Source organism: Amycolatopsis silviterrae (assembly GCF_042684085.1).
Lineage (GTDB): Bacteria > Actinomycetota > Actinomycetes > Mycobacteriales > Pseudonocardiaceae > Amycolatopsis > Amycolatopsis silviterrae.
On the sequence record NZ_JBHUKS010000024.1, the window covers coordinates 85,568 to 111,093 of the forward strand.

A 25,526-nucleotide genomic window follows, 5' to 3' on the forward strand; every position below is an offset into this window, starting at 1 on the left:
TGCTCCGGAAACGGTACGGGGCCGCCGCGATGTGCGACGGCCCCGCGTCCGCTAGGCCAGCTGGGGCCCCCTGGTCACCACTTTGTGCACGTCCGCCGGGCGACCGCCCGCGACGTACCCGTTGACGTGCAGCGAAACGCTGCGGATCGAACCGGAGTCGCCGCCGGTGGAGTCGACCACCTTGAACGTCCACGTGCCGTCCGCCGGCACGCCCGCCTGGGTCTGCGGCGTGACCGGGCGGTAGGTGCCGGTGTACGGCGCGTCCGGCGATCCGGTCGTGCTGAACAGCTTGGCCGCCGAATCGTCGAACACCACCTGGCAGAGGTTGTTGCCGCTGCCGCCGCCCCGCTGGAAGAGCGTCGCCGTCGCGCCGGACGGCGAGGTCAGCGTGCCGGCCAGGTCGTTGACGTAGGTGTGGTCGATGCCGACCGTGGTCGCCTTCTCCGCGGTGGTGCAGGTGCTGCCGTCGATCGACAGCGACACCTTCGACGCGGGCCCGACGCCGCTCACCACCAGCGGCACCGAGGCGCCCAGCGACGAGTTGTCCGGGATCGCGACCGCCGGTCCGGCGTAGGCGAACGCCTGCGAAACCGGCGACGGCGTGCCCACGGGCAGCCCGAACGTGCTGGTCCGCGGCGAGTACGAGCCCGCGAACGTGACCCGCGCGTTGAGCACCACCGGCGAGCCGAGCTGCTGGCTGGCCGGAACCGAGACGGTGAAGTCGTTGACTCCGGTCTGTCCCGGGCTGATCGTGCCGTACGACTTCGCCCGCGGCGCGACCGTGACGCCCGGAGTCGGCGAGGTCAGCACGACGCTCGTGGACACCGCGGCACCGTCGCCGTTGTTCTTCACCGGCAGCGTGACCGTCGCGGTCTCACCGGGGTTGAGCGTGCTGCCGCCGCTGGGGCCGCGGACGGTCGGCTGCGCGGCCTCCGCGTACGGCTGCGGGCTGGCTCCGGTGTAGGTCAATACCTTGTCCGCCAACACCACTCCGGCGCCGGCGAGGTTGTCCGGGCCGGGCGCTTCGATGTCCACCGCGGTCTTCAGGAAGGCCTCGCGAACGTCCGAATTGGACAGTCCGGGGTTGCCGGACAGCACCAGGCTCGCGATCGCGGCCGCGTGCGGCGCCGCTGCCGAGGTGCCGAAGAACGGGTCGAATCCGCTGACCGAGGTGTGCACGCCGTCCGCCGCGGTGATTTCCGGCTTCTGCCGGACCTCGCCGCCGGTCGAGGACACGTCGCCGGGCGTGATCGGGGTGCCGTTGGCCTCGTAGAACACGCGCCGCGGACCGTCCGAGCTGAACCGCTCCGCCTTGCTGGCCCCGGAATACGCCGACGGATACGGTCCGGTCGGGTTGGCCGGGTCGCCCGGTTCGAGCGGCCGCCCGAACGCCGCCTCGGCGGGTGCCGCGGCGACCGCGAACGCCTGGCGCGCCGCCGCGTGGCCCACGACCGCACCGGGTGTGGAGTACGCCTTCAGCCCGTCCGCGGAGTCGCGGAACCGGCTGCCGAACGCGGTCAGCGAGAGATACCGGGCAGCCCCGGAGAACTTCACCACGGCGAGCCGCAGCCCGGTGCCGCCGAACAGCGGGGTGGCCAGCTGCTCGTACGGGTCCTGGGTGCCGTTCTGGACGTCCTGGCTGAAGCTGACGACGTTGCCGCGCGCGTCGAGGAGGTAGAGGTCGTAGTCGTCGGCGGCCGCGCCGATCGGGTCGGACCAGTGCAGCGTCACCGGGACGTTGGCCGACGACGCGTCCGAGATCGGCTCGAACACCTGTCTTCCGGCCGTTCCGGCGAAGTTGTGCGCCGTGCCGGCGAATTTGCCGATCGGGACGCCGGAATCGACGTAGTCGCCTTCCCAGTGCGCCGCGGTCCCGTCGGCGACATTGCCTTCATTGCCCGCCGAGGAGAAGTAGAGCGCGCCGTCGGCCGTCACGTCGTTCACCGCTTGCGCGATGATCCAGTCCTGGAACGGGGATTCCTTGAAGTAGATGACGTCGTCGACGATCACGTCGCAGTGCGCTTCGAAGCGGAGCTTCCGGATGTTGTCGGCGAAGCTCGCGTCCGAGGTGAACGCCGTCGCGAAACCGAGCTTCGCGTTCGGGGCGAGGTCGTGGATGATCTCCAGCATCGCGGTGCCTTCGTCGCCGCTGCCGGCTTGCCCGGTCAGGACATCGACCGCCGGAAGCTCGCCCTTGGCCCGGGAAACCTCCAGCGAATCGACCCCGTCGGACAGCGCGCAGGCCTTCACTCCGGTGCCGGTCACGCCGAACTGCTGGCGCGCGGTGTCCGCATTGTGGGCCCGGTCCCCCGCGCTTACTACCGGAGCCTTGTCTTGTGCGGCAAGGGCTTCCTTGAGCTGCCGATCGATCCGGTCAGCCTTCTGCTGCTTGGTTTCGGTGCCTTCTTTGTTGTCCCGCTGTCGCGCGGTCATCGCCTGGTCCGCGGTCTCGACGTGCTTCACGTCGCCGCGCTTCGCGATCTCCGGCAACGCCGCCAGCGGCACCTCGGCCCGGATGCTCGCCGCCGTGCTCGACACCGCGCGCACTGCGGCACCGGCCTTGACCAGGTCGTTGACGAGCCCGTCGCTCACCTTCGTGACGCGGATGTCGACGAGCGCCTTGTCCCCGGTCCTGGCGAGGCCCGGCAACGCGGCCGCGCTCAGGCTCCGCGTGCGCATCTTCTCCTGGACGAGCAGCTTGCTGTCTATTTTGGACTCAGTCGCGGTCTGCCCGTCTTTGAGCGCCTGCAGCGCGGCGATCTGATTGTTCGCAGTGTCCACAGTGGACTCCTGCGCTCCGGCTAGGGGCGGTGTCGCCAGCCCGGCGGCGAGCACCGCCGCGGCGACCACGCCCGTCCGTCTTCTGGCGGTTTTCGTCGAGGCTCTCGGTGAACGGTTCCGACGCACGTGCGCCTCCGATCTCACACCGCGTGCCCCGACTCACGCTGGCCAACGCCGGTGATCACCGGCTGGACCCAGCTAAGTACCACTTCTGCCCGGGAAAAACGGCCGTTGGGGTGACGTTGGCCGGGCAATATCCGTTGCCTGACCAACGTCGTAGGCCGTTCGGCCGATCCGGTCGCGCGCGGCCGCACCGGAACTCGAGGCGGCGTCTCGGGCGCGGCCGAGGCGCAGGGTTCCCCTCACGGACGAGCAAAAGCGGTGGACGGTCAGCGGACTTGGACCGCCCGGCGAGTCACAGTTCCAGCCACATGATGCGCAACCCGACCCGGCCCTCCACCGGATGCCGGAACGCTCCCGGCGCGACCCCCAGCGTCACGAACCCGAGACTCTCGTACAACCGGATCGCCGCGACATTGGTCTCCACCACCGCGTTGAACTGAACCGCCGCGAACCCGGCGCGCCGCGCCCACTCGATCAGGTCGACGACCAGCGCCCGCCCCACCCCGGAACCGCGCGCGTCCCGGGCCACCATCAAACTCCCCGAAGCGACGTGGTTTCCCGGCCCCGGCCGGTTGGCGTACATATTCGCCGTGCCCAGCACCCGGTCCCCGTCGGCCGCGACCACCACTCGCGCCGGGGCGGGCACCAGCCACTGCTGCCGGGCTTCCGGTTCGGTCATCGCCGGGTCGTAGGGGAACGTCTGCTGCTCGGTCACCACGTCCCGGACGATCGGCCAGATCCCCGGCCAGTCCTCGGCACCGGCTTCCCGGATCGTCAACGGCATCTGTCCACCGTGGCCGCCGGACCCCCGCCGGCGCAAGCCGATTACAGCACGAAGGAGTCCGACCAAGGCTGGCTCGACCGGCCCGACAAGGCGTCCAGCAACGTCACCGCCTGCTTGTCCGTCAGCGAAGCGACGAAGTCCACCACCGCCCGGCCCCGGGCCAGCCCGCGCACCGCGTCCGCACCCTCGATCCGTTCCCCCGTCGCACCGACCAGCAGCTCCGGCGCGGTCCGGACCAAGCCCGCGTACTCGCCGTGCGCCAGTTCCATCAGGTCGTGCAGCCGGCGCGGCAGCCGGGAAGCCTCGTCGCGGTCCAGGAGCCAGGCGTCCAGCGCGTCGACCAGCGTGGTGACCAGGCTCGCCTGACCGCGCTGGTGCAACGCGAGATCGGGGCGCAGCAACACGAACCGCCGGTGGACGAACTTCAGCGCCTGCACCTCGTGCCACTGCGCGGGCCGCAGCGAGACGTGCCCGGACCGGGTCGACGGGGACGACAGGACGAACACCCCGTCGACCAGCCGCGCCGTCCAGTTCGCGGAGAACGCGGCGGTCGCTTGCTCGGCTTCGGTCGAGCCGTCGAAACCGTCCGCGAGCAGGCCGTCGACCAGTTCGCGCTGGACTCGCGCCACAGCCGCGGCGAAGGCGTCGTCGTCCACGATCCAGCTGTCTTTCACGTGCATCCGCCGGCGCATCCGCTCCAGGGAACGGCCGGGGCGGCGGATTTCGGCGGTCAGCCGGGCATCGTCCAAAGAGGCCAGTTCGACGGCGTGCGCCAGCCACTCTCCCAGCTCAGCCGCGACCGGAGCGTGCTGCAGGACGCCGATGCGGTGGAAGTCCTGCAGGTCGTGGATCGCGTACGCGATGTCGTCGGCAGTGTCCATTACGGACGCTTCCACGGTCTGCTGCCACGGCTCGATCCGCGCGGCGAACGGGGCCCGCGCCTGCTCGAAGTCGTCCAATTCCGTGACATAGGCGGAAAACTTGCTCGCGCCGGTCCCGGGAGCGTCGTCCGGTTCGGCCGCGCCACGCGGCGGCAGCGGCATCTCGGTCGGGTGCGGCTGCGGGTAGTGCAGGCGGGCCCACGGGTACTTCAGGACCGCCGCGCGGACCGCCGTCGTCAGGTCGAGGCCGATCGAGGACGGGCCGCGCACGTCCGTCGTGGTGAGGATGCGGAAGGTCTGCGCGTTGCCCTCGAAACCGTCGGCGAGGCCGAACCGGTGCCGCGCGATCCGGTCGAGGGTCTGCTCGCCGAGGTGCCCGAACGGCGGATGCCCGAGATCGTGCGCCAGCGCGGCGGCCTCGCACGCGTCCGGATCGCAGCCGCCGAGCTTCGTCGCGAGTTCGGCCGACTCGCTCGACCCGGTGATCCGCTCCGCGATCCCGCGCGCGACCTGCGCGACCTTCAGGCTGTGCGTCAGCCGGTTGTGCAGCAGCCCGGCCCCGCCCGCGCTGACCACCTGGGTGACCCCGCCCAGCCGCGCGAAGAACGGCGACGCGGTGATCCGGTCGCGGTCGACGCGGAACGGGCTGGCCGCCAGGTCGGTGAACCCGCCCGCCCCGTTCTCCGGGTCCCGGCGCGCTGCCCTCGGATCGCTCTCGTCCATGTGTCTCACCGTATCCGCCCGTACGGCAGGATCGCGGGATGACCGACGTGCTGGTGGCGGGCGGCGGCCCGGCCGGACGGGCGCTGGCGGCCGCGTGCGCCCGGCGAGGGCTGGAAACGGCCGTCCTCGACCCGGATCCGCACCGAAAGTGGCCGAATACTTACGGACTGTGGGCGGACGAAGTTCCCAGCCTGCCGGACCAAGCGATCGCAGCGGCTCCGGCGACAACGCTGGCGTACGGGACCCGGGAGCATCGCGTCGAACGCGCGTATCGAGTGCTCGACAACGCCGGGCTGCGCGAGTGGCTCACCGAGCCGAAAGTCCAGGTCATCACGGGCAAGGCGGACGGCGCGGAGCACGGCCCGCATGGTTCGACCGTTCTCCTCGCCGATGGTCGGCGGCTGGCAGCCGCGGTGTTCGTCGACGCGTCCGGCGCACCCAAACTCCGTGCCCCACGGGCAGAACAGACCGCGTACGGGCTCGTGCTGCCCGCAGACCAGGCCGAGGGCCTGGCACCGGCCGACACCGCGGTCTTCATGGACTGGCGCGACGGCACGGACAGCTTCCGCTACCTCCTCCCCCTCGGCGACGGCTCGGTGCTGGTCGAGGAGACGTCATTGGCGCGCAAACCCGGGCTCCCGGTGGCCGAGCTGGCCCAGCGGCTGCACACGCGGCTCAAAGCGGCGGGAATCCGCCCGGCGGGCCGGGTCGAGCGGGTGCGGATCGTGCTCGACGTCCCGCTGCCGAAGCGTGGCCAGGAGGTGCCGTTCGGGGTCGCGGGCGCGCTCGTGCACCCGGCGACCGGTTACAGCCTCGCGACCGCGCTCCAGCTCGCGCCCCCCGTCGCGGACGCTCTCGCGGACACGTTCGACGCGGGCCCGGCGGCTGCGGCCAGCGCCGCGCGGAAGGCATTGTGGCCGCCGGAAGCCCGCGCGGTGCACGTCTTGCGCCGTCATGGACTCCGTGCATTGTGCGGAATGTCACCCGTGCAGTCGGCGCAATTTTTCGATCTTTTCTTCGCCCTCCCGGTCCCGGCGCAGCGCGCGTTCACCTCGGGCCGCGCCGACCTTCCCGGCACCGCCGCGACCATGGCAAACCTCTTCCGCGCGGCCCCGGCCGGGATCCGCCGCAGGCTGCTCGGCCGAGTCGGTGCCGGGATTTTTCCCGCTCCCGATCGAGGGAACGGGAAAGCATTTCGCTAGTCCGATCCGGTGGCCGAAGTGCCACGCCGGTGAACATCAGCTGACAACGGTTTCGCAGTCGCCTCCGGCGGTGCGAGTATCGCCTCCGTGACGACGCTGCGTGCGGTCCGATTCGCCTTCCAGCCGATGTACAGCTTGCACACCGGCGGAGTCGTCGCGTACGAGGCACTGGCCCGGCCGGGCCGGGGCACGGCGCACGAACTCCTCGCCGAGGCCCGCCGCGACGGCAGGCTCACCGAGGTCGACCTCGGGCTGGCCGCCGCCGCGGTGCGCCAGGAAACCGAGCGCCCGAGCGCGCTCCCGCTGCACCTCAACCTCTCCGCGCGCACGCTCGCGTCGCCGCTGGAGGCGTTCGACGAGCTGATCGCCGAACTCGGCGCGGCCGGACGGCGCACCCGCGACGTGGTGCTCGAGGTCGGGCCGCCGTTCACGCATCTGCCCACCGGCCGCCTGCTCGACGGCATGCGCGCGCTCACCGAACTGGGCTTCCGGCTCGCGCTCGACGGGCTCGGCCGCGGCGACCTCCCGCTGGCGCTGCTCGCGCAGTCGCCGGTGGACCTGGTGAAGCTCGACCGCAGCGTGCTGCGCGGGCTGCCCGGCGACCCGGCGTCGACGGCCGTCGTCGAGGCGCTGCTGCACTACACGACGCGCACGAACACCCGGCTGGTCGCGACCGGGATCGAGACCGAGTCCCAGCTCGACGCGGCGCAGCAGCTCGGCGTCCGGATCGCGCAGGGCAACCTGCTCGCGCCGCCCGCCGCGCACCGGTCCGCGCCCGCTTCCGGCGCGGTCCTCCCGGAGGACCGGCGCACGCCCGCGCCGCCGCAGGCCCCGCGCGTCGGCGATTTCCTGCGCCCGGCCACGACGCTGCCGGTGGACGCGACGTGCGACGACGTCCGCGAGGTGCTGGCCGCCGCCGACGCGCCGAGCGGCGTGGTCGGCGTCGACGCGGACAACCGTCCACAGTGGTCAGTCGACCGGACGCGTTTCCTCGTGACCATCACCGGTCCGTACGGCCACGCCCTGCACGCGAAACGGTCCGCCGCGCGGCTGGCGGACAAACCGCACCTGATCGAGGCGGGCGCGAGCGCGCTGGAGTTCCTCGAACTGGTCACCGACGCCGACTGGGGCCGCACCGGCGACGACGTCGTGGTGGTCGACGCGGCCGGGCACTGCCTCGGCGTGGTGCTGGTGACCGAGGTCGTGCGCGGAGTCGCCGAGGCAAAGGTGGAGGAGGCGGTCACGCTCAGCCCGCTCACCCGGCTGCCGGGCAGCGAGGCGGCGGCGCGCGACGTCGAACGCCGGATCGCGAGCGGCGAGCAGTTCGTGGCGGCGTGGCTGGACGTCGACGCCTTCAAGTCGGTCAACGACAACGCCGGCTTCGCCGCCGGGGACGATTTGATCCGCTCCCTCGGCGAAACGCTCACCGACCTCGCCCGGCGCCTGCCGCGCATGCGGGTGAGCCACGTCGGCGGCGACGACTTCCTGATCGTGTGCGACGTGGACGAAATCGGCACGGTCGCCGCGGCGCTGCTGGACACGCACTGGTCGGCCGAAGGCATGCCGGTCACGGTTTCCCTGGCGACGCTGGTGTGCGGCAGCGGCACCATTCCGTCCTATCGGGACGCTTCCCGACTGCTCGCGCCGCTCAAGAAACGCGCCAAAGCCGTGCCCGGCTCCAGCTGGGTGCTCAGCCGCCCCGGCAGCGACCGCGTCGAGGTCCTGCGCGGCATCGGCCGGGACGTCGCCATCAGCCGGTCGGCCTGACGAACCCCGATTCGTAGGCCCGGATCACCGCCTGCGTGCGGTCCCGCGCGCCCAGCTTCCCCAGCACGTTCCCGACGTGCGTTTTCACCGTCTGCAGCCCCAGATACAGCTCCGCGGCGATCTCGCCGTTGGACAGTCCGGCCGCCATCAGCCGCAGCACGTCGCGCTCCCGCTCGGTCAGGAAGTCCAGCGGCGCTCCCGTCGCGGGCGCCCGCCGCGCGGCCATCCCCCGGATCGCCGCCGGGAACAGCAGCGAATCCCCCGCCAGCACCGTGCGGATCCCGGCGACGATCTCCTCCGGCCGGGCGCGCTTCAGCAGGAACCCGCTGGCCCCGGCGAGCAGCGCGTCGTACACGTAGTCGTCGTTCTCGAAGGTGGTCACCACGATCACCTTCGGTGGATCGTCCACAGTGGACAGCAGATGCTCGGTCGCGCGGATCCCGTCCACCGCGGGCATCCGCACGTCCATCAGCACGACGTCCGGCCGCAGCTGCCCGACCAGCCCCGGCACCTCCGCGCCGTCTGCGGCCTCGCCGACCACGGTCAGGTCCGGTTCGCTGTCCACGATCGCGCGCAGCCCGGCACGGATCAGCCGTTCGTCGTCCACCAGCAGGACCCGCACGCTCACCGGTTCCCCCACGGCACCGTCACCACGACCTCCCAGTTTTCGCCCACCGGTCCCGCGGACAGCTTGCCACCCACCAGTTCCGCCCGTTCCGCGATGCCCCGCAGGCCGCGTCCGCCGCGAGCGCGCGACGGCCGGGCCGAGCCGAGCGGATTCGCGACCTCGGCCCGCAACTGCCCGTCCCCGACCGCCAGCGCGACGGTGACCGGCACCTTGCCCGCGTACCGCACCGCGTTCGTGAGGCATTCCTGCAGAATCCGGTAAACCTCGCGGGACACCACCGCCGGCACCTTCGCGACGTCACCTTCCACTGCGACACGGCAATCCGTACCGGACTGCTGCGTCACGGTGATCAACGCGGGCAGATTGGCGAGACCCGCGTGCGGCGTCCGGTCGCGCGCCTCTTCGCGAAGCAGGCCGAGCACGTGGTCGAGGTCGTCGAGCGCGGTGCGGGCCGACTCCTCGATCGCGGTGAGCGCTTCCTCGGTGAAGCCGGGATCGGTGTGCAGCGTCCGCCGCGCAGCTCCGGCCTGCAGCGTGACCACCGAAAGCGCGTGCCCCACGGAATCGTGGAGTTCACGCGCGAGCCGCGTGCGTTCGGCGAGCTGATCGGTGCGCCGTTCGAGCTGCGCGATGCGCTCCGCGGCCGACCAGCCAAGCAACCGAGCGGCCGCGCGGCGCAGCAATCCGCCGACGCCCCATACGCAGTAGATCAGCACGACGAAAGCCACCACGAACACCGCGGGCAGCCACGCCGACGCCCAGCCACGCGGAACCGTCAGCTGGAAATCCGGCGTGTCGACAAGCCGACCGGTGAAGACCGCGTTGATCGCGAACCCGAACCCGGCCGGCACCGCGAGCGTCGCGAACCCAGTCACCAGACCGGCCCCGACGTGCAGGACGAACATCGCCGCGCACCGCAGCCGTCCGTGTCCGGGCGCGGGCTGGGCGAGCAGTTCCCGCACCGCCGCCGCCTCCAGCACGCGCACCGCGGGCAAGAACGCGGTCGCGGCCAGCACCGCGACTGTCACGACGAATCCGGCGAGGCTCGCCCAGCCCATCGTCGTGGTGAACGGCAGCAGCGACGGCATCGCGATCATGGCGAGCAGCAGGTACGGCACGCTGAGCGCGGCGCCGAGGATCAAGTACACCCACCGGCGATAGGTGACCCCGCTGACCAGCGGACGAAGGAAACGCACCCGCCAATCCTGACAGGCGGCCCCGGCGGGCGCTTCCCTCCAGGGCGGGACCCTGGCACCGGTTTTCTGGCACCGTGGATCGCATGCCTCCTGAAGAGAGCACCGTCGTCAACGATTACGACCTGCTGGCCGAGACCTACACGGCCATGTCGGACACCGAAATCCAGAACGCCTACTACGAGCGCCCCGCCGTGCTGGCGCTGGCCGGAGACGTAGCCGGGCGTCGGATTCTCGACGCCGGATGCGGTGCCGGACCGCTGACCGTCTCGCTGCGCGAACGCGGCGCCGAGGTGTCCGGATTCGACCTGAGCAGCAGCATGCTCGACATCGCCCGCCAGCGGCTCGGCCCGGATGTGGACCTGCGCGTCGCCGATGTCGCCGAGCCGCTCCCCTACGCCGACAACGCCTTCGACGACGTCGTCGCCTCGCTCGTGCTGCACTACCTGGAGGACTGGGGGCCGACGCTCGCCGAGTTCCACCGCGTCCTCAGGCCCGGCGGACGGCTGATCGTGGTGGTCGACCATCCGTTCGCGATCCACCTGCTGCAGCGGCAGGCCGGGCAGCAGACGGACTACTCGGCGACTTACGAATGGACCGAGGACTGGGAAGCCAACGGCCGGACGACGCCGATGAGTTTCTGGAACCGGCCCCTGCACGCGATGACCGATGCGTTCACCGAGGCCGGGTTCCGGATCTCGGTGCTGAGCGAGCCGAAACCGGTGCCGGAGGCGGAAAAGCTGTTCCCGGAGGACTACCGGATGCTGTGCGTGAGCCCGAGCTTCCTGTTCTTCGTGCTGGAGGCGGAGTAGGGAGGTCGTGAGTGGCAATCCCGGTTAGAACCGGGATTGCCACTCACGACCAAGGCCTGGGACTTAAAGCGGCGTTATGAGCGCGGCCGGGCGTGTCGGCCGGGCGTGTCGACCGTGAGGGCCACCTTGAGGGAATCTGATTCCCTCAAGGTGGCCCTCACAGACTTGAAGAAACGGGCAATCCGGAGCTAATCGAGCATTTCGCTGAGGTTGGCGTCCTTTATGGACGGTCAGCAGGCTGGGCCGCCCGGCTTGACTCCCAGGCATTGCGTCCGGAGGCGGGTGCGGGGGCCGTTCCGGTGCGGACCCGAGCGGGCTGGGGTCTCGTGAGTGGCCATGCCGGTTCTAACCGGCCTAAACACTCACGACGTCCGCCACGCACGGCAGGCCCGGCCGCGCCGCTGCCCGGGCTCCTCGCTGCCCGGGGCTCCTCGCTGCCCGGGGCTCCTCGTGAGTGTTGGCGCCGGTTAGAACCGGCGCCAGCACTCACGAGACCCTCAGTAAACCGTCTTCGTGACCCGAGTCCCCTCAAGCCGGAACCCGTTGGCCCACAGCTGCTGCACCTTCGCCGACTCCTGCGCGTCCGGCTTCGCGTTGGTGCACGACGTGCCCGGTCCGTGGCCCGACATCAGCTCCGTGCACGGCCCCTCGTAGTGGTCCGGCAGGCCGAGGTTGTGGCCGAGTTCGTGCGCGGCGATCCGGGTCGGGTCGTAGCCCTCGGCGACCTGGCTCGTGTCCAGGTAGACGTCGCCGTTGCCGTGTCCGTCGGTCTGCGTGTACGAGCCGCCGCTGTGCACCTCGTGGATGGTGATCGTCGCCTTGCCCTCGTCCTTCACCAGTTTCACGTCGCTGACCGCGGCGTTCCAGTTGGCCGCGCCCTGGTCGATCTGCGAAACGTAGTCCGGCGCGCCGGCCGAGCTGTAGTAGACGGTGGCCGCCTCGGCGGCGGACGCGGCGGGTGCGGTGGCCAGGCCAAGGCCGAGCGGCGCGGCGGCGACCGCGGTCAGTGCGGCGATCCGCCGGAACCCTCGTGCGTGCATCGTGTCCTCCGTAGCTCGTCGGGAAAGCAAGCAACCCTTGTCCGCTCGACGACGTTAGAAGTTCACCACCGGCAGGGACTACGTCCGAAAGTAGGGCGCTCCCCCGCAAGAGGGAGGCCCGTCCCGCCCGGGCTGGATCCGCGCGCGCCGCCGCGATGGTGTGCTCGTCGGCATGCAAACGATCCTGCTCGGCCTGCTTGCCTACGTCGTGGTGCTGTGGCCGCTCGTCGCCGCGGCCCGCAAAGTGCTCGGGGTGCGCGTCGGTCTCGTCCGGGCGCTCGGCGCGGCGCTGGCGGGCTGGATCGTCGCGGGAACTGTCATCCGGATGTTCCCGGTCGCCGTGCTGACCAACGCCGGGGTCGCGGCCGGACTGCTGATCCCGCTGGCGGGCAGCGCGCTCGCGGTGACCCTGCTGGTCCTTTTCGTCGCCGAACTCGCGATTCCGTCCGGCGGCCCCGGTTTGTTCGCCCGGATGCGCTCGGTGCGTTCCCGCGCGGCCCGCGCCCGGCGTTACTCGCGGATCATGCGCATCGCGATCCGGCACGGCCTCGGCTCGTTCCTCACCGGCCGCCGCACCGCCGATCCCGACGGTTCGGCGAAACTCGCGCGGTCGTTGCGGCTGGCGCTTGAGGAGGCCGGCGTGACGTTCGTGAAACTCGGGCAGCTGCTGTCGACCCGCGCGGATCTCCTTCCGCCGGTGTACATCCGCGAACTCAGCCGGCTGCACGACCAGGTGCCGCCCGCGCCCGAGGACGAGGTGCGCGCCTTGCTGCGCGAGGAAATCGACGTCACCGCGTTCGCCCGCATCGACGACGAACCCCTTGCCGCGGCGTCGATCGCGCAGGTTTACGGCGCCCGGCTGCGCTCCGGCGCGGAGGTCGTGGTGAAGGTGCAGCGGCCCGGAATCCGCGAGCAGGTCGAACGCGACATCGACATCGTCCGCCGGCTCGCCGCCGTGCTGCACGAACGCGCCGGCTGGGCACGGTCGCTCGGCGTGCGGGAACTGGCCGACGGATTCGCCGAATCCCTTGAGGACGAACTGGATTTCCGCACCGAAGCCTCGAACATCGACGCCATCGCCGCGCATCCGGTCGCCGGCGTGACGCTGCCGACTGTCTACAAAGCACTGTCCACGGAGCGCGTTCTGGTGATGCGGCGGCTCGACGGCAAACCGCTCGCCACCAGTTCCGGACGCTCGCGCGAGGACCTGGCCCGCACCTTCCTGCGCGGCCTGCTCGACCAGGTCCTGCTGGGCGGGGTCTTCCACGCCGATCCGCACCCCGGCAACGTTCTGCTCCTCGAAGACGGCACCCTCGGCCTGCTGGATTTCGGCTCCGTCGGCCGCCTCGACACCGGCTTGCGCGCCGGACTGCAAGCGCTGCTGCCCGCCATCGACCGCGGCGACCCGGCCGGCGTCCGCGACGGACTGCTGGAAATCGTGCACCGCCCGGACGACCTCGACGAACAACGCCTGGAACGCGCGCTCGGCGCCCTGCTCGCCCGCCACTTCGGCCCGGGCCGGACGCCCGGGCTCGACCTGTTCACCGGCCTGTTCCGCGTCGTCGCCGAATTCCGCCTCGCCGTCCCGCCGCCGATCGCCGCGGTCTTCCGCGCGCTGGCCACCATGGAAGGCACGCTCGCGACGCTGGCCCCGGACTTCGACCTGGTCGCCGAGTCCCGCGCGTTCGCCACCGAACGCATCGGCCTGCGGCCGGAAACCGTGCGCCGCACGGTCACCGACGAGTTCACCGCCCTGCTGCCGGTCTTGCGCCGCCTGCCGCGGCGCGTCGACCGGATCGGCGCGGCACTGGAAGAAGGCAGGCTGTCGGTGAACATGCGGCTGTTCTCCGACGAACGCGACCGCGACCTGGTGACCGGCCTGGTGCACGAGGTGCTGCTGGCGCTGGTCGGCATCGCGACCGGGCTCATGGCCGTGCTGCTGCTGGCCAGTTCGAGCGGACCGCAGCTCGTGCCCGGGCTGACGCTGAACCAGGTCTTCGGCTACAACCTGCTGATGATCAGCGCGCTGGCGGGACTGCGGCTGCTTTTCGTCGTTTTCCGGCGCTCCGGACGACGGTCACGAGCAGACCGGCGAACCCGATGAGGAACAGCACCGCCCCGGCCCCCGCGGTGATCCGGCCGGCGACCGGCCCGGAATCCGGCTCCGTCGTCCCGGGAAGCCCGGCGTCGGCGAACGCGGTGGTCGCCGGAATCTGCTTGACCCAGAACAGATTCCCGGTCCCGGACACGACTCCGTACACCGCGGACAGCGGCATCGCCCCGCCGCCGGGCTCGTTGACGCGCCATCGGGAGTCGTCCGCGATGTCCCGCTGGTCCCCCGCCACGAACACCGCGCCCGGCGGCACTTTCGCGTAAAAGGTCGCCTGCTCGCCTGCCGCGTAAGGCTCGTCGATCGACTTGCCGTTCACCTTGATCCGGCGATGGTCGTCGCAACACTCGACCACGTCGCCGCCGACCCCGATCACGCGTTGCAGGAACATCCCGCGCCGTCCGTCTCCGAACGCGCTCGCGTCGAAGACGACGAGGTCGCCGCGGTGGATCTCCTGCCCCTCGTGCAGCCCGAAAACGACCCGCTCGCCCGCGGCGACGGTGTGCGCCATCGACCCGCCGGTCATGGCCAGCGACCGGTAGCTGAGGACCTTGAGCAGCCCGGTCGCCGCCAGGACCGCACCCGCGGCCGCGAGCAGGACGAACACGGCGAGCAGCCAGGGAAACCGGCGCGGCGCGCGCTCAACCGAAGGCGGCGCAGCGGGGAAGCCTTCCGTCATGAATCGATCATCGAAGCGGTTCGCGAGGTCGTTACCGGGCCAAGCCGATCGAACCGACCGCCGCCGTATAGGTCGTTATACATACTTCACTCGCGGATGATCGAATTGAGCGGCCGTCCGGCGGGATACAGCGGCGAGACGCCGGGATTCACTGTGAACGCGATCGTCCCGGCCAGCGCCACCACCACCGTGAGCCCGCCCAGCAGCGCGCCTGTGCGGGCGAGGTCGCCGCCGTAGCGCCGCCGTCCTCCGCCTAGCAGTCCCAGCACCACCGCCAGCACTCCGGCCAGCAGCGCCGCGAACCACAGCGCGCCGAGCACGAGGACGAACACCTCGGCCACGATCGGGTACACCCCGCTCACGAGCAGCCGGGGCCGCACCAGCAGCCAGGCCAGCCAGGTCAGCACCGCGAGCGCGAAGCTCACCGCGGCCACCGACACCGCGCCCACGGCCAGGCCGCGGCTGGGTCTTTCGTCAGGTCTCTCGTCGGGAACGGATTCAGCACCGGATTCGGTCATCGGTCAGTCATAGCACCCGGCCCCGACAGAATCCGGAGTTCCGCCCGCGTGCGCCCGAACGCATCAGCCCCGGATACGCCGAAGGCCGCCCCCGGCGAACCGGGGGCGGCCTTCGCACGCGATAACCCTCAGACCGTGAAACCGAGCGCCCGCAGCTGCTCGCGGCCGTCGTCGGTGATCTTCTCCGGGCCCCACGGCGGCATCCAGACCCAGTTGATCCGGAAGTCGCTCACGAGCCCGCCGGACGTCAGCGCCGCCGACGTCTGGTCCTCGATCACGTCGGTGAGCGGGCAGGCCGCGGACGTGAGCGTCATGTCGATCGTCGCGGTGTTGTCGGTCTCGACCCGGATGTCGTAAACCAGGCCGAGGTCCACGACGTTGATGCCGAGTTCCGGGTCGACGACGTCGCGCATCGCTTCCTCGACGTCCTCGATCTTGGCGATGTCGGCGGGGACGGCGGCGGCCTGCTCGGGCAGGTCCGCGGCGGTGCGCCCCTCGCGCGGGTCGGTGACCGTCTCTTCGCTCATGCCTTCTCAGCTCCTGTGGTGGTACTGGACACGGCGTCCTTGAACGCCATCCAGCCGAGCAGGGCGCACTTCACGCGCGCCGGGTACTTCGCGACGCCGGCGAACGCGACGCCGTCCTCCAGTACGTCCTCGTCCGGTTCGACTTTGCCCTTGCCCTGCATCAGTTCCACGAACGCGTCCATGGTCGTGAACGCCTCGTCGACCGTGTGCCCGACGACCAGGTCGGTGAGCACCGACGCGGACGCCTGGCTGATCGAGCAGCCCTGCCCGTCGTACGACACGTCCTCGACTTTGCCGTCGCTGACCTTCACCCGCAAGGTGATCTCGTCGCCGCAGGTCGGGTTGACCTGGAACGACTCCGCGTCGAACGGATCGCGCAGGCCGCGCCCGTGCGGGTTCTTGTAGTGGTCCAGGATGATCTCCTGGTACATGCTCTCCAGGTTCACCGCGCGGCCCCGTCCTGGGCCACCCCGAAGAACTTCTGCGCCTCGCGGATCCCGGCGACCAGAGCGTCCACTTCGGACAGCGTGTTGTACAGGTAGAAGCTCGCCCGCACGGTCGCGGGCACCGAACAGGCCCGGTGCAGCGGCCACGCGCAGTGGTGGCCCACCCGCACCGCGATGCCGAGGCTGTCGAGCACCTGGCCGGCGTCGTGCGGGTGCACGCCGTCGATCACGAACGCGACGGTCGCGCCCCGGTCTTCGAGGTCGGTCGGCCCCACGATGCGCACGCCCGGGATCGCGCCGATGCCGGCGATCGCGGCCGCGGCCAGCTCGTGCTCGTGCGCGGCGACGCGGTCCATCCCGACGGCGGACAGGTAGTCCACCGCCGCGCCGAGGCCGATCGCCTGCGACGTCATCGGCACCCCGGCCTCGAACCGCTGCGGCGGCGCGGCGAACGTGGTGCGCTCCATGGTGACCAGCTCGATCATCGAGCCGCCGGTGAGGAACGGCGGCATGGCTTCGAGCAGCTCGGTCCGGCCGTACAGCACGCCGATGCCGGACGGGGCCAGCATCTTGTGCCCGGAGAACACCGCGAAGTCGACGCCCAGCGCATGGAAATCGACCGGGAAGTGCGGAACGGACTGGCAGGCGTCGAGAACGGTCAGCGCGCCGACCGCCTTCGCCTTGGCCACCAGCTTGTCCACCGGATTGACCGTGCCGAGCACATTGGACTGGTGCGCGAACGCGACCACCTTGGTGCGCGGCGTGATCACACTGTCCATATCGGACAGATCGAGGCGGCCCTCGGCGGTGACCTTGAACCACTTCAGCGTCGCGCCGGTGCGCTGGCACAGCTGCTGCCACGGCACCAGGTTCGCGTGGTGCTCCATCTCGGTGATGACGATTTCGTCGCCCTCGCCGATCCGGAAGCGCTCAGCCTCCGGACCGGCGGTGGCGGCGTTGCTCATCGCGTACGCCACGAGGTTGACGCCCTCGGTCGCGTTCTTGGTGAACACCAGCTCTTCCGGGTCCGCGCCGACGAATTCCGCGGTCTTGGCGCGCGCGGATTCGTAGGCGTCGGTGGCCTCTTCGGACAGCTGGTGGGCACCGCGGTGCACGGCCGAGTTCGACGTGAACACGTACCGCCGTTCCGCGTCGAGCACCTGCACCGGCCGTTGCGAGGTCGCTCCGGAGTCCAGGTACACCAAGGGTTTCCCGTCGCGCACGGTGCGCGTCAGGATCGGGAAGTCGGCACGCAGTGCCGCCACGTCAAGGGGAACAGAGTTGGTCGGGCTGTTCGAAGCCGTGGTGGTCATCGAGCCAACTCCTCTCTCTCGGTGTCGTCGGGAACGGGGCGCGGGAGAACGTCAGGCCTTGGCGGGCTCGGCGGAGCCGACGTACTTGACGTAGCCGTTCTCCTCCAGCTCGTCGGCCAGTTCGCGGCCGCCGGACTCGACGATCCGGCCGTCGGCGAAGACGTGCACGAAGTCCGGCGTGATGTGCCGCAGGATGCGGGTGTAGTGCGTGATCAGCATGACGCCGACCTCGTTGCCCGACTTGTACTCGTTGACGCCGTCGGACACGACGCGCAGCGCGTCGACGTCCAGGCCCGAGTCGGTCTCGTCGAGGATGGCGAACTTCGGCTTGAGCAGCGCCAGCTGCAGGATCTCGTGGCGCTTCTTCTCGCCGCCGGAGAAGCCCTCGTTCACCGAGCGCTCGGCGAACTCCTGGGAGATGCCGAGCTTGCCCATCTCCTCCTTGACCTCCTTGACCCAGTGGCGCAGCTTGGGAGCCTCGCCCCGGACCGCGGTGGCCGCGGTGCGCAGGAAGTTCGACATCGAGACGCCGGGCACCTCGACCGGGTACTGCATGGCGAGGAACAGGCCCGCGCGGGCGCGCTCGTCGACGCTCATCTCGAGCACGTTCTCGCCGTCCAGCAGCACCTCGCCGGAGGTCACCGTGTACTTCGGGTGGCCGGCGATCGCGTAGGACAGGGTGGACTTGCCGGAGCCGTTCGGGCCCATGATCGCGTGCGTCTCGCCGGACCGGATGGTCAGGTTGACGCCCTTGAGGATCTCCTTGGCGCCTTCGTCGGTGGTCACCGACGCGTGCAGGTCCTTGATTTCCAGGGTAGCCATTCTGCTTTTCCTAAAGAGTCTGAAAGGGACGGACGACGGTCAGGCGCCCACGGCTTCTAGCTCGGCCTCGATCGCGGCTTCGAGGCGCTCGCGCACCTCGGGCACGCCGATCCGGGCCAGGATCTCGTGGAAGAACCCGCGCACGACCAGCCGTCGTGCGGCCTCTTCGCCGATCCCGCGCGACTGGAGGTAGAACAACTGCTCGTCGTCAAACCTTCCCGTGGCGCTCGCGTGGCCCGCGCCCTCGATCTCGCCGGTCTCGATCTCGAGGTTCGGCACCGAGTCGGCGCGCGCGCCGGGGGTGAGCACGAGGTTGCGGTTCAGCTCGTAGGTGTCGGTGGCCTCGGCGGCCGCCCGGATCAGCACGTCGCCGATCCACACCGTGTGCGCGTCGTCGCCCTGCAGGGCGCCCTTGTACATCACGTTGGACTTGCAGTTCGCCACCGCGTGGTCCACGAACAGCCGGTGTTCCTGGTGCTGGCCGGCGTCGGCGAAGTACAGGCCGAGCATCTCGACGTCGCCGCCCTTGTCCGCGAAAGTCGCGGTCGGCGAGACGCGCACCAGGTCGCCGCCGAGGGTGACCACGGTGTGCTTGAGCGTCGCGTCGCGGCCCAGCCGCAGGTGCTGCTCGGACACGTGCACCGCGTCGTCGGCCCAGTCCTGGACGCTGACCACGGTGATCTTGGCCGAGTCGCCGATGACGAACTCGACGTTGTCCGCGTAGGTGCCGGAGCCGACGTGGTCGAGCACGATCACCGCGTTGGCGAACGCCTCGGCGCGCACCTGCAGGTGGCCGTAGGCGACCTTGCCCTCGCCCGGGCCGTGGATGCGCAGCAGCGACGGCTTCGACGCCTCGGTCTCCTTCGGCACCGTGACGATCGTGGCGTTGGCGAAGGACGAGTACGCCTGCGCCGCGATGCGGTCGCTCGGCACGCCCGCCTCGCCGAGGCGCGCGTCGTCGCGGCCGACGGTCTCGATCTTCAGCTCGGGCGCGGCCTCGGTCTCCAGCGTGATCTCGCCGGAGGCGACGGCGGAACCGTCGTGCAGGCCGCGCAGGCGCTTCATCGGAGTGAAGCGCCAGTTCTCCTCACGCCCGCCGGGGACCTCGAAGGCCGCGACGTCGTAGGAGGTGAACCGCTCCGCGCGGGAGGCCGCCGGAATGACGGCGCCCTCCCGCAGCGACTCGGCGACGTTGTTCTCGGTAACCGACATGACTAGCCGACGGACCCTTCCATCTGAAGCTCGATCAGGCGGTTCAGCTCGAGCGCGTACTCCATCGGCAGCTCGCGCGCGATGGGCTCGACGAACCCGCGCACGATCATCGCCATCGCCTCGGCCTCGTCGAGGCCGCGCGACATCAGGTAGAACAGCTGCTCTTCGCTGACCTTGGACACGGTGGCCTCGTGGCCCATGGACACCTCGTCGTTGCGGATGTCCACGTACGGGTACGTGTCCGACCGCGAGATGGTGTCCACCAGCAGGGCGTCGCAGACCACGCTGGAACGCGAGTGGTGCGCCCGCTTCGCGACCTTGACCAGGCCCCGGTAGGACGTCCGGCCGCCGCCGCGCGCGACCGACTTCGACACGATGGTCGAGGACGTGTGCGGCGCGAGGTGCTCCATCTTCGCCCCGGCGTCCTGGTGCTGGCCCTCGCCCGCGAACGCGACCGAGAGGACCTCGCCCTTGGCGTGCTCGCCCATGAGGAAGACCGACGGGTACTTCATGGTCACCTTGGAGCCGATGTTGCCGTCGACCCACTCCATGGTCGCGCCCTCTTCGCACTTGGCGCGCTTGGTGACCAGGTTGTAGACGTTGTTCGACCAGTTCTGGATCGTCGTGTAGCGGCAGCGGGCGCCCTTCTTCACGATGATCTCGACGACCGCGGAGTGCAGCGAATCCGACTGGTAGATCGGCGCGGTGCAGCCCTCGACGTAGTGGACGTAGGCGTCCTCGTCGACGATGATCAGCGTCCGCTCGAACTGGCCCATGTTCTCGGTGTTGATCCGGAAGTAGGCCTGCAGCGGGATCTCGACGTGCACGCCCTTCGGCACGTAGATGAACGAGCCGCCGGACCACACCGCCGTGTTCAGCGCGGAGAACTTGTTGTCGCCGGCCGGGATCACGGAGCCGAAGTACTCCTGGAAGATCTCCGGGTGCTCCTTGAGCGCGCTGTCGGTGTCCAGGAACAGGACGCCCTGCTCCTCCAGGTCCTCGCGGATCTGGTGGTAGACGACCTCGGACTCGTACTGCGCGGCGACGCCGGCCACGAGGCGCTGCTTCTCCGCCTCGGGGATGCCCAGCTTGTCGTACGTGTTCTTGATGTCCTCGGGCAGGTCTTCCCAGCTGGACGCCTGCTTCTCGGTGGACCGCACGAAGTACTTGATGTTGTCGAAGTCGATCCCCGAGAGGTCGGCGCCCCAGTTCGGCATCGGCTTGAGGTCGAACAGCTTGAGCGCCTTCAATCGGGCGTCGCGCATCCACTCGGGCTCGGACTTCTTCTCGGAGATGTCGCGGACGACATCCTCGTTCAGGCCGCGGCGGGCGCTGGCGCCAGCCTCGTCGGAGTCCGCCCAGCCGAAGGCGTAGTTGCCAAGGGACGCGATGGTCTCTTCCTGGCTCAACGGCTCGGTGGTGGGAGTGCGCTGCTCGGCAGCGGCAGTCATGCGGGTTTCCCTCCATTCGGGATCCGTGGTGCGTGCCCGTCGGGCGGCGCGGCCGCGTCTCCGGGCGTCGTGCGGTCCGGCTCGGGATGGGCCGGGATACCCGCCGGTCCGGCGGGTACGTGTGTGGTGCACGCGTTGTCTCCGCGTGCGATCGTCGCCAGGCGCTGGACGTGGGTGCCCAGCAGCTTCGCGAACGCTTCCGTCTCGGCCTCGCACAGCTGCGGGAATTCCGCGGCGACGTGCGCGACCGGGCAGTGGTGCTGGCACAGCTGAGCGCCTACGTGGGCGGCCGGTGCTTCCGCGCCGACCGTGCCGACCTGGCGGGTCGAGGCAGCGTAGCCCTCCCTGCTCAGCGCGGTGGCGAGGGCCTCGGCGCGCTCGACCGGATCAGCCGATCCGGTGATCGCCTGCCGGTGCGGCCCGACCAGTCCTTCGACCCGGCGCTCGGCGAACGCGCGCACCGCGTCCGGGCCGGCGTGCTCGGCGAGGAAGCGGATGGCCGACACCGCGAGGTCGTCGTAGGCGTGCCCGAACCGGGCCCGGCCCGCCTCGGTGAGCAGGAACAGCTTGGCCGGGCGCCCGCGCCCGCGCGGTCCCTTGCGCGGGGCGTCGCGGGTCTCGGCCTCGCCGTCGGCCTGCAGCGCGTCGAGGTGGCGGCGGATCGCCGTGGGGCTGATGCCGAGCTGCTCGGCGACCACCACGGCGGTCATCGGGCCCTGCTCCAGCAGCAGCCGGGCGACCTCGTGCCGGGTGCGGCCCTCGGCCACGTTCACCGCGCTGACCTGCACGGGAACGCCGACGGCCGCGGTGCGCGGCTGCTCGCCGCGCCCCTCGCCGGTGGTCCCGTTCTTTTTCACAACACAAGTGTGTCTTATTTCCGGCCGGCGGGCAAAGGCGGGGTGTCGCCCAGTGACCCGACTCACGCGGAACCGGAGCGCGATCGCCGGGCCGCCCGCTCCGCCGGACCCGCCGCCGACCTGCCGGACCGGACCTCGCCGCGGCTTTCCGGCCGGACTCGGCACGCCGCCGGAACCGGAGTCGATACGCTTCCGGGCGTGGCAGTCGGCGAGCACCCGGACCAGCGGGCACCGGAACCGGACATCTCCGGCGGCTCGAACGACAGTGCCGACGCCGCGGCCGCGGCCCCGGAGCCGCCGTCCCCGGTCGGCCCGCGCCGCACCGACCCGCTGAACGCCGCCGAGACCCGCGGCCTCGACGTGGTCCGCCGCTTCGGCACGGTCGGCTCGCTGTTCCTCGCGCTCGGCTCGCTCGGGGCGGGCGCCGCGCCGGTGATCAACCCGGTGCAGGACCTGCCGGTGCTGCGGCTGTTCATCCGCATCCCGACGGTGTCGCTCGCGATCGCCTTCTCCGGGATGGGCATCCTGGTGCTGAGCTGGCTCATGCTCGCCCGGTTCGCCCGCCCGGCCAGCGCCCGGCTGGCCACCAGCGGCCAGCTCGCCCGCACCATCGCGATGTGGGTCGCGCCGCTGCTGCTGATCCCGCCGCTGTTCTCCCGCGACGTCTACAGTTACCTCGCCCAGAGCGAGATCGTGCACCGCGGCATGGACCCGTACCAGCTGGGCCCGGCGCAGGCGCTCGGCGTCGCGGACCCGCTGACCGCGGGCGTCACCAACATCTGGCGCGAGACGCCCGCCCCGTACGGCCCGCTGCTGCTGCGGCTCGGCGGCTGGCTGGCCCCGGTCGGCGGCAACGACATCGTCGCCGGCGTGCTGCTGCAGCGCGGTCTCGCGATGGTCGGGGTGCTGCTGATCGTGTGGGCGGTGCCGCGGCTCGCCCGGCGGTTCGGCGTGCAGCCGGCCACCGCGCTGTGGCTCGGCGCGGCGAACCCGTTGCTGATCTTCCATTTCGTCGCGGGCGCGCACAACGACGCGCTGGCCATCGGGCTCATGGTGGCCGGGCTGGAGATCGGCATCCGGCGGCTGCCGGTGCGGGTGAAGGGCGACAGTCCGCCGCCGCTGGCGAAGGGCGAGCTGCTCTTCATCGCGCTCGGCGTCGTCATCATCACCGTCGGCGCGACCGTGAAGATCCCGGCGGTGCTGGCGCTGCCGTTCCTCTCGGTGATGGTCGCGCGGCGATGGCACGGGCGGCTGAAGGACCTGGTGTGGGCGGGCGCGCCGATGGCGCTGCTGTTCGGCGTGGTGCTCACCGCGATCTGCGTCGGCACCGGGCTGGGCTTCGGCTGGATCGGCGCGACGGCGAGCACGCCGGGGCTGGTGCGCTCGTTCATCTCCCCCACCGCGGAGGTGGCGAACCTCGGCGGGGTCCTCGGCATCGCGCTCGGGCTCGGCAACCACACCGACGCGCTGGTGCCGATCCTCGGCACGCTCGGCAACGTGATCACCGCGGCGGTCACGATCAAATTCCTGTGGGCCAGCTTCAAATGGCGGTACCGGCCGATCATCGGGCTCGGCGTCTCGCTGGGCGCGGCGATGATCCTGCAGATCAACCTGCAGCCGTGGTACCTGCTGTGGGCGGTGATCCCGCTCGCCGCGGCGGCCGGGACGTCGCGGTTCCGGGTGGTCGCCACCGTCATCAGCGCCGGGCTGCCCTTCCTGCTTCCGCCCACCGGCGGCACCTTCGACGGCCGCTCCTACGTCCTGCCGTGGGCCTACGGCGCGGCCGCGCTGGTGACCCTCGGCGGGCTCGCGATCGTGTACCGGCTTTCGCCGCTGCTGTTGTCCAGGACACCTCCGGCGTCCCCAGCACCGCGCGCGCCCGCCGACGTCGTATCGTGATTCGTTGTGGACAACCCCGCCGTCGAGATCTCCGGCTTGGCGAAAAGCTACGGCTCCACCACCGCGGTCGACGGCATCGACCTGCGCATGGAGCGTGGTTCCCTGCTGGCCCTGCTCGGGCCGAACGGCGCCGGAAAAACGACCACCGTCGAGATTTGCGAGGGTTTCCGCAGACCTGACGCGGGCCGGGTGCGCGTGCTCGGGCTCGACCCGGTCTCCGACAGCTCCCGGCTCCGCCCGCGCGTCGGCATCATGCCCCAGGGCGGCGGCGCGTACCCGGGCGTGCGCGCGGAGGAAATGCTGCGGCTGGTGGCTTCCTGCGCGGCGAACCCGCACGATCCGGCGTGGCTGCTCGACGTGCTCGGGCTGGCCGGCGCGAAGCGGACCCCGTTCAAACGGCTCTCCGGCGGGCAGCAGCAACGGCTTTCCCTGGCGTGCGCGCTGATCGGCCGTCCGGAGCTGGTGTTCCTGGACGAGCCCACCGCCGGGATGGACCCGCAGGCGCGGCGGCTGGTCTGGGACCTGCTCGCGGCCCTGCGCGCGGACGGCGTGAGCGTCCTGCTCACCACGCACCTCATGGAGGAGGCGGAAACGCTGGCCGACCAGGTGGTGATCGTGGACCACGGCAAGGTCGTCGTCGAAGGCACGCCGCACTCGCTGACCCTGGAAGCGGGCGAGGCGGCGCAGCTACGGTTCCGCGCCCGCACCAAGCTCGACACCACGCTGCTCGCCGCAGCACTGCCGGAGGGCTACCGGGTCACCGAGTCCGCCCCCGGTTCGTATCTGGTGGAAGGCGCGGTCGATCCGCAGGTGGTCTCCGCGGTCACCGCGTGGTGCGCGCAGCAGGGCGTGCTGCCCGAACAACTGCAAGTCGGACGGCGGACGCTCGAAGAAGTGTTCCTCGAACTCACCGGACGGGAGCTTCGCGCATGAGTTCTCCGTTCCCCGCGGGCACTTTCACCCCCGCGCCCGGCCGCGGCTCGCTCGGCCGGATGCTGCGCACGCACGCGCGGGTCGAGGCCGCGCTGACCCTGCGGCACGGCGAGCAGCTGCTGCTCACCCTCATCATTCCGCTCGCCCTGCTGATCGGCCTGAGCCTGCTGGACATCCTGCCCGCGAGCCAGCTCGGTTCGACGTCCAAAGTGGACTGGATGACGCCGAGGATCCTCGCGCTGGCGGTGATGTCGTCGGCGTTCACCGGACAGGCGATCGCCCTCGGCTTCGACCGCCGGTACGGCGTGCTGAAGCGCCTTTCGGCGACGGCGTTGCCGCGCTGGCTGCTGGTCGCCGGACGGGTCGTCGCGGCGCTGGTCGTGGTCGCACTGCAGTCCGTGGTGCTCGGCGTGGTGGCCGCTTTCCTGGGCTGGTCGCCGTCGGCCGCCGGGATCGGTTCCGCGATCGTGCTGCTGGTGCTGGGAACGCTCGCGTTCGGCGCACTGGGCGTGCTGCTGGGCGGCGCGCTGCGCGCGGAAGCCGTGCTGGCGCTGGCGAACATCGTGTGGTTCGTGCTGCTGCTGGCCGGCGGGATCCTGCTGGCCCCGTCGGCGTTGCCGTCCGGGGTGGGAGTGGTGGTGTCGCTGCTGCCGTCGGGCGCGTTGGCGGAGGGGATGCGCGCGGCACTGGTGGACGGACAGTTCCCAGTGGGACCGGCGGCGGTGCTGGTGGTGTGGGCGGCGGTGGCCGGGGTGCTGGCGACGCGGACGACGAAACTCACCTGAATCGTTTTCCGGCCGCCCGGATGTGACGGCCGCCGCACTC

22 protein-coding genes are annotated in these 25,526 nt (G+C 70.9%); 7 read left to right on the forward strand and 15 right to left on the reverse strand.

The features are described from left to right. Positions 1 to 51: 51 nt before the first annotated feature. From ACFSVL_RS30685 to ACFSVL_RS30695, 3 genes are all read right to left on the reverse strand, one after another. Complete coding sequence (locus tag ACFSVL_RS30685) at positions 52 to 2,850, reverse strand: S8 family serine peptidase (protein WP_378309047.1); 2,799 nt, start codon at positions 2,848 to 2,850, stop codon at positions 52 to 54. A gap of 346 nt (positions 2,851 to 3,196) precedes the next feature. After that, positions 3,197 to 3,688 carry a GNAT family N-acetyltransferase gene (locus tag ACFSVL_RS30690; RefSeq protein ID WP_378309048.1) on the reverse strand — a complete coding sequence of 164 codons (492 nt, stop codon included), beginning with the start codon at positions 3,686 to 3,688 and terminating at the stop codon, positions 3,197 to 3,199. A 41-nt stretch (positions 3,689 to 3,729) separates the two neighbouring features. Continuing rightward, a complete protein-coding gene (locus ACFSVL_RS30695) occupies positions 3,730 to 5,292 on the reverse strand; it encodes a deoxyguanosinetriphosphate triphosphohydrolase family protein (protein ID WP_378309049.1) in 1,563 nt (520 codons plus the stop codon). Between the two features lie 38 nt (positions 5,293 to 5,330). Between ACFSVL_RS30695 and ACFSVL_RS30700 the strand changes: the two genes are divergently transcribed. Continuing rightward, entirely contained in the window at positions 5,331 to 6,494 is a 1,164-nt protein-coding gene (locus tag ACFSVL_RS30700) for a lycopene cyclase family protein (RefSeq protein ID WP_378309050.1), read from the forward strand. Between the two features lie 87 nt (positions 6,495 to 6,581). Then, a complete protein-coding gene (locus ACFSVL_RS30705) occupies positions 6,582 to 8,261 on the forward strand; it encodes a GGDEF domain-containing protein (RefSeq protein ID WP_378309051.1) in 1,680 nt (559 codons plus the stop codon). On the opposite strand, the gene ACFSVL_RS30710 is transcribed toward ACFSVL_RS30705, so the two are convergent. Further along, positions 8,245 to 8,889, reverse strand: coding sequence for a response regulator (locus tag ACFSVL_RS30710; protein WP_378309052.1), 645 nt, complete (start codon positions 8,887 to 8,889; stop codon positions 8,245 to 8,247). The two genes, ACFSVL_RS30705 and ACFSVL_RS30710, sit on opposite strands and share 17 nt — an antisense overlap. Further along, positions 8,886 to 10,085 carry a sensor histidine kinase gene (locus ACFSVL_RS30715; protein ID WP_378309053.1) on the reverse strand — a complete coding sequence of 400 codons (1,200 nt, stop codon included), beginning with the start codon at positions 10,083 to 10,085 and terminating at the stop codon, positions 8,886 to 8,888. Before ACFSVL_RS30715 ends, ACFSVL_RS30710 begins: the two co-directional genes overlap by 4 nt. Before the next feature lie 83 nt (positions 10,086 to 10,168). Between ACFSVL_RS30715 and ACFSVL_RS30720 the strand changes: the two genes are divergently transcribed. Continuing rightward, positions 10,169 to 10,894 carry a class I SAM-dependent methyltransferase gene (locus ACFSVL_RS30720; RefSeq protein ID WP_378309054.1) on the forward strand — a complete coding sequence of 242 codons (726 nt, stop codon included), beginning with the start codon at positions 10,169 to 10,171 and terminating at the stop codon, positions 10,892 to 10,894. Between the two features lie 497 nt (positions 10,895 to 11,391). On the opposite strand, the gene ACFSVL_RS30725 is transcribed toward ACFSVL_RS30720, so the two are convergent. Continuing rightward, complete coding sequence (locus ACFSVL_RS30725; RefSeq protein ID WP_378309055.1) at positions 11,392 to 11,934, reverse strand: snapalysin family zinc-dependent metalloprotease; 543 nt, start codon at positions 11,932 to 11,934, stop codon at positions 11,392 to 11,394. Between the two features lie 172 nt (positions 11,935 to 12,106). On the opposite strand from ACFSVL_RS30725, the gene ACFSVL_RS30730 reads away from it, so the two are divergent. Further along, the gene (locus ACFSVL_RS30730; protein ID WP_378309056.1) at positions 12,107 to 14,038 is read left to right on the forward strand and encodes an ABC1 kinase family protein; all 1,932 of its coding nucleotides are present in this window, start codon (positions 12,107 to 12,109) and stop codon (positions 14,036 to 14,038) included. On the opposite strand, the gene lepB is transcribed toward ACFSVL_RS30730, so the two are convergent. The 9 genes from lepB to ACFSVL_RS30775 form a co-directional block, all read right to left on the reverse strand. Then, positions 13,953 to 14,723: a signal peptidase I gene (gene lepB / locus ACFSVL_RS30735; RefSeq protein WP_378309057.1), complete on the reverse strand. Its 771-nt coding sequence runs from the start codon at positions 14,721 to 14,723 to the stop codon at positions 13,953 to 13,955. The two genes, ACFSVL_RS30730 and lepB, sit on opposite strands and share 86 nt — an antisense overlap. Before the next feature lie 86 nt (positions 14,724 to 14,809). Further along, positions 14,810 to 15,241 (reverse strand): hypothetical protein, encoded by a 432-nt coding sequence (locus ACFSVL_RS30740; protein WP_378309058.1) that lies wholly within the window; start codon positions 15,239 to 15,241, stop codon positions 14,810 to 14,812. A 128-nt stretch (positions 15,242 to 15,369) separates the two neighbouring features. Further along, positions 15,370 to 15,768: a metal-sulfur cluster assembly factor gene (locus ACFSVL_RS30745; RefSeq protein ID WP_378309059.1), complete on the reverse strand. Its 399-nt coding sequence runs from the start codon at positions 15,766 to 15,768 to the stop codon at positions 15,370 to 15,372. Continuing rightward, positions 15,765 to 16,214, reverse strand: coding sequence for a Fe-S cluster assembly sulfur transfer protein SufU (gene sufU / locus ACFSVL_RS30750; protein ID WP_037814681.1), 450 nt, complete (start codon positions 16,212 to 16,214; stop codon positions 15,765 to 15,767). Before sufU ends, ACFSVL_RS30745 begins: the two co-directional genes overlap by 4 nt. Continuing rightward, the gene (locus ACFSVL_RS30755) at positions 16,211 to 17,527 is read right to left on the reverse strand and encodes a cysteine desulfurase (RefSeq protein WP_378309060.1); all 1,317 of its coding nucleotides are present in this window, start codon (positions 17,525 to 17,527) and stop codon (positions 16,211 to 16,213) included. Before ACFSVL_RS30755 ends, sufU begins: the two co-directional genes overlap by 4 nt. Positions 17,528 to 17,578: 51 nt before the next feature. Next, positions 17,579 to 18,349 (reverse strand): Fe-S cluster assembly ATPase SufC, encoded by a 771-nt coding sequence (gene sufC, locus ACFSVL_RS30760; protein WP_378309061.1) that lies wholly within the window; start codon positions 18,347 to 18,349, stop codon positions 17,579 to 17,581. A gap of 39 nt (positions 18,350 to 18,388) precedes the next feature. Then, positions 18,389 to 19,561 (reverse strand): Fe-S cluster assembly protein SufD, encoded by a 1,173-nt coding sequence (sufD, locus tag ACFSVL_RS30765; RefSeq protein WP_378309062.1) that lies wholly within the window; start codon positions 19,559 to 19,561, stop codon positions 18,389 to 18,391. Between the two features lie 2 nt (positions 19,562 to 19,563). Further along, the gene (gene sufB, locus ACFSVL_RS30770) at positions 19,564 to 21,012 is read right to left on the reverse strand and encodes a Fe-S cluster assembly protein SufB (protein WP_378309063.1); all 1,449 of its coding nucleotides are present in this window, start codon (positions 21,010 to 21,012) and stop codon (positions 19,564 to 19,566) included. Beyond that, positions 21,009 to 21,869 carry a helix-turn-helix transcriptional regulator gene (locus ACFSVL_RS30775; protein ID WP_378309064.1) on the reverse strand — a complete coding sequence of 287 codons (861 nt, stop codon included), beginning with the start codon at positions 21,867 to 21,869 and terminating at the stop codon, positions 21,009 to 21,011. The genes sufB and ACFSVL_RS30775 overlap by 4 nt, the downstream gene beginning before the upstream one ends. A gap of 243 nt (positions 21,870 to 22,112) precedes the next feature. Between ACFSVL_RS30775 and mptB the strand changes: the two genes are divergently transcribed. The 3 genes from mptB to ACFSVL_RS30790 are packed head-to-tail and all read left to right on the forward strand — an operon-like array spanning position 22,113 to position 25,486. Then, positions 22,113 to 23,768: a polyprenol phosphomannose-dependent alpha 1,6 mannosyltransferase MptB gene (gene mptB / locus ACFSVL_RS30780; protein WP_378309234.1), complete on the forward strand. Its 1,656-nt coding sequence runs from the start codon at positions 22,113 to 22,115 to the stop codon at positions 23,766 to 23,768. 6 nt (positions 23,769 to 23,774) lie between these two features. Next, the gene (locus ACFSVL_RS30785; protein ID WP_378309065.1) at positions 23,775 to 24,701 is read left to right on the forward strand and encodes an ABC transporter ATP-binding protein; all 927 of its coding nucleotides are present in this window, start codon (positions 23,775 to 23,777) and stop codon (positions 24,699 to 24,701) included. Continuing rightward, positions 24,698 to 25,486 (forward strand): ABC transporter permease, encoded by a 789-nt coding sequence (locus ACFSVL_RS30790; protein ID WP_378309066.1) that lies wholly within the window; start codon positions 24,698 to 24,700, stop codon positions 25,484 to 25,486. Before ACFSVL_RS30785 ends, ACFSVL_RS30790 begins: the two co-directional genes overlap by 4 nt. Positions 25,487 to 25,526: the final 40 nt, after the last annotated feature.

What these genes read in the sequence shown, in the direction of transcription:
- ACFSVL_RS30690 (WP_378309048.1), bottom strand. Translation starts at nt 3,688, where the DNA reads ATGCCGTTGACGATCCGGGAAGCCGGTGCCGAGGACTGGCCGGGGATC.
- ACFSVL_RS30695 (WP_378309049.1), bottom strand. Translation starts at nt 5,292, where the DNA reads ATGGACGAGAGCGATCCGAGGGCAGCGCGCCGGGACCCGGAGAACGGG.
- ACFSVL_RS30700 (WP_378309050.1), top strand. Translation starts at nt 5,331, where the DNA reads ATGACCGACGTGCTGGTGGCGGGCGGCGGCCCGGCCGGACGGGCGCTG.
- ACFSVL_RS30720 (WP_378309054.1), top strand. Translation starts at nt 10,169, where the DNA reads ATGCCTCCTGAAGAGAGCACCGTCGTCAACGATTACGACCTGCTGGCC.
- ACFSVL_RS30725 (WP_378309055.1), bottom strand. Translation starts at nt 11,934, where the DNA reads ATGCACGCACGAGGGTTCCGGCGGATCGCCGCACTGACCGCGGTCGCC.
- ACFSVL_RS30730 (WP_378309056.1), top strand. Translation starts at nt 12,107, where the DNA reads ATGCAAACGATCCTGCTCGGCCTGCTTGCCTACGTCGTGGTGCTGTGG.
- lepB (WP_378309057.1), bottom strand. Translation starts at nt 14,723, where the DNA reads ATGACGGAAGGCTTCCCCGCTGCGCCGCCTTCGGTTGAGCGCGCGCCG.
- ACFSVL_RS30740 (WP_378309058.1), bottom strand. Translation starts at nt 15,241, where the DNA reads ATGACCGAATCCGGTGCTGAATCCGTTCCCGACGAGAGACCTGACGAA.
- ACFSVL_RS30745 (WP_378309059.1), bottom strand. Translation starts at nt 15,768, where the DNA reads ATGAGCGAAGAGACGGTCACCGACCCGCGCGAGGGGCGCACCGCCGCG.
- ACFSVL_RS30755 (WP_378309060.1), bottom strand. Translation starts at nt 17,527, where the DNA reads ATGACCACCACGGCTTCGAACAGCCCGACCAACTCTGTTCCCCTTGAC.
- sufC (WP_378309061.1), bottom strand. Translation starts at nt 18,349, where the DNA reads ATGGCTACCCTGGAAATCAAGGACCTGCACGCGTCGGTGACCACCGAC.
- sufD (WP_378309062.1), bottom strand. Translation starts at nt 19,561, where the DNA reads ATGTCGGTTACCGAGAACAACGTCGCCGAGTCGCTGCGGGAGGGCGCC.
- sufB (WP_378309063.1), bottom strand. Translation starts at nt 21,012, where the DNA reads ATGACTGCCGCTGCCGAGCAGCGCACTCCCACCACCGAGCCGTTGAGC.
- ACFSVL_RS30790 (WP_378309066.1), top strand. Translation starts at nt 24,698, where the DNA reads ATGAGTTCTCCGTTCCCCGCGGGCACTTTCACCCCCGCGCCCGGCCGC.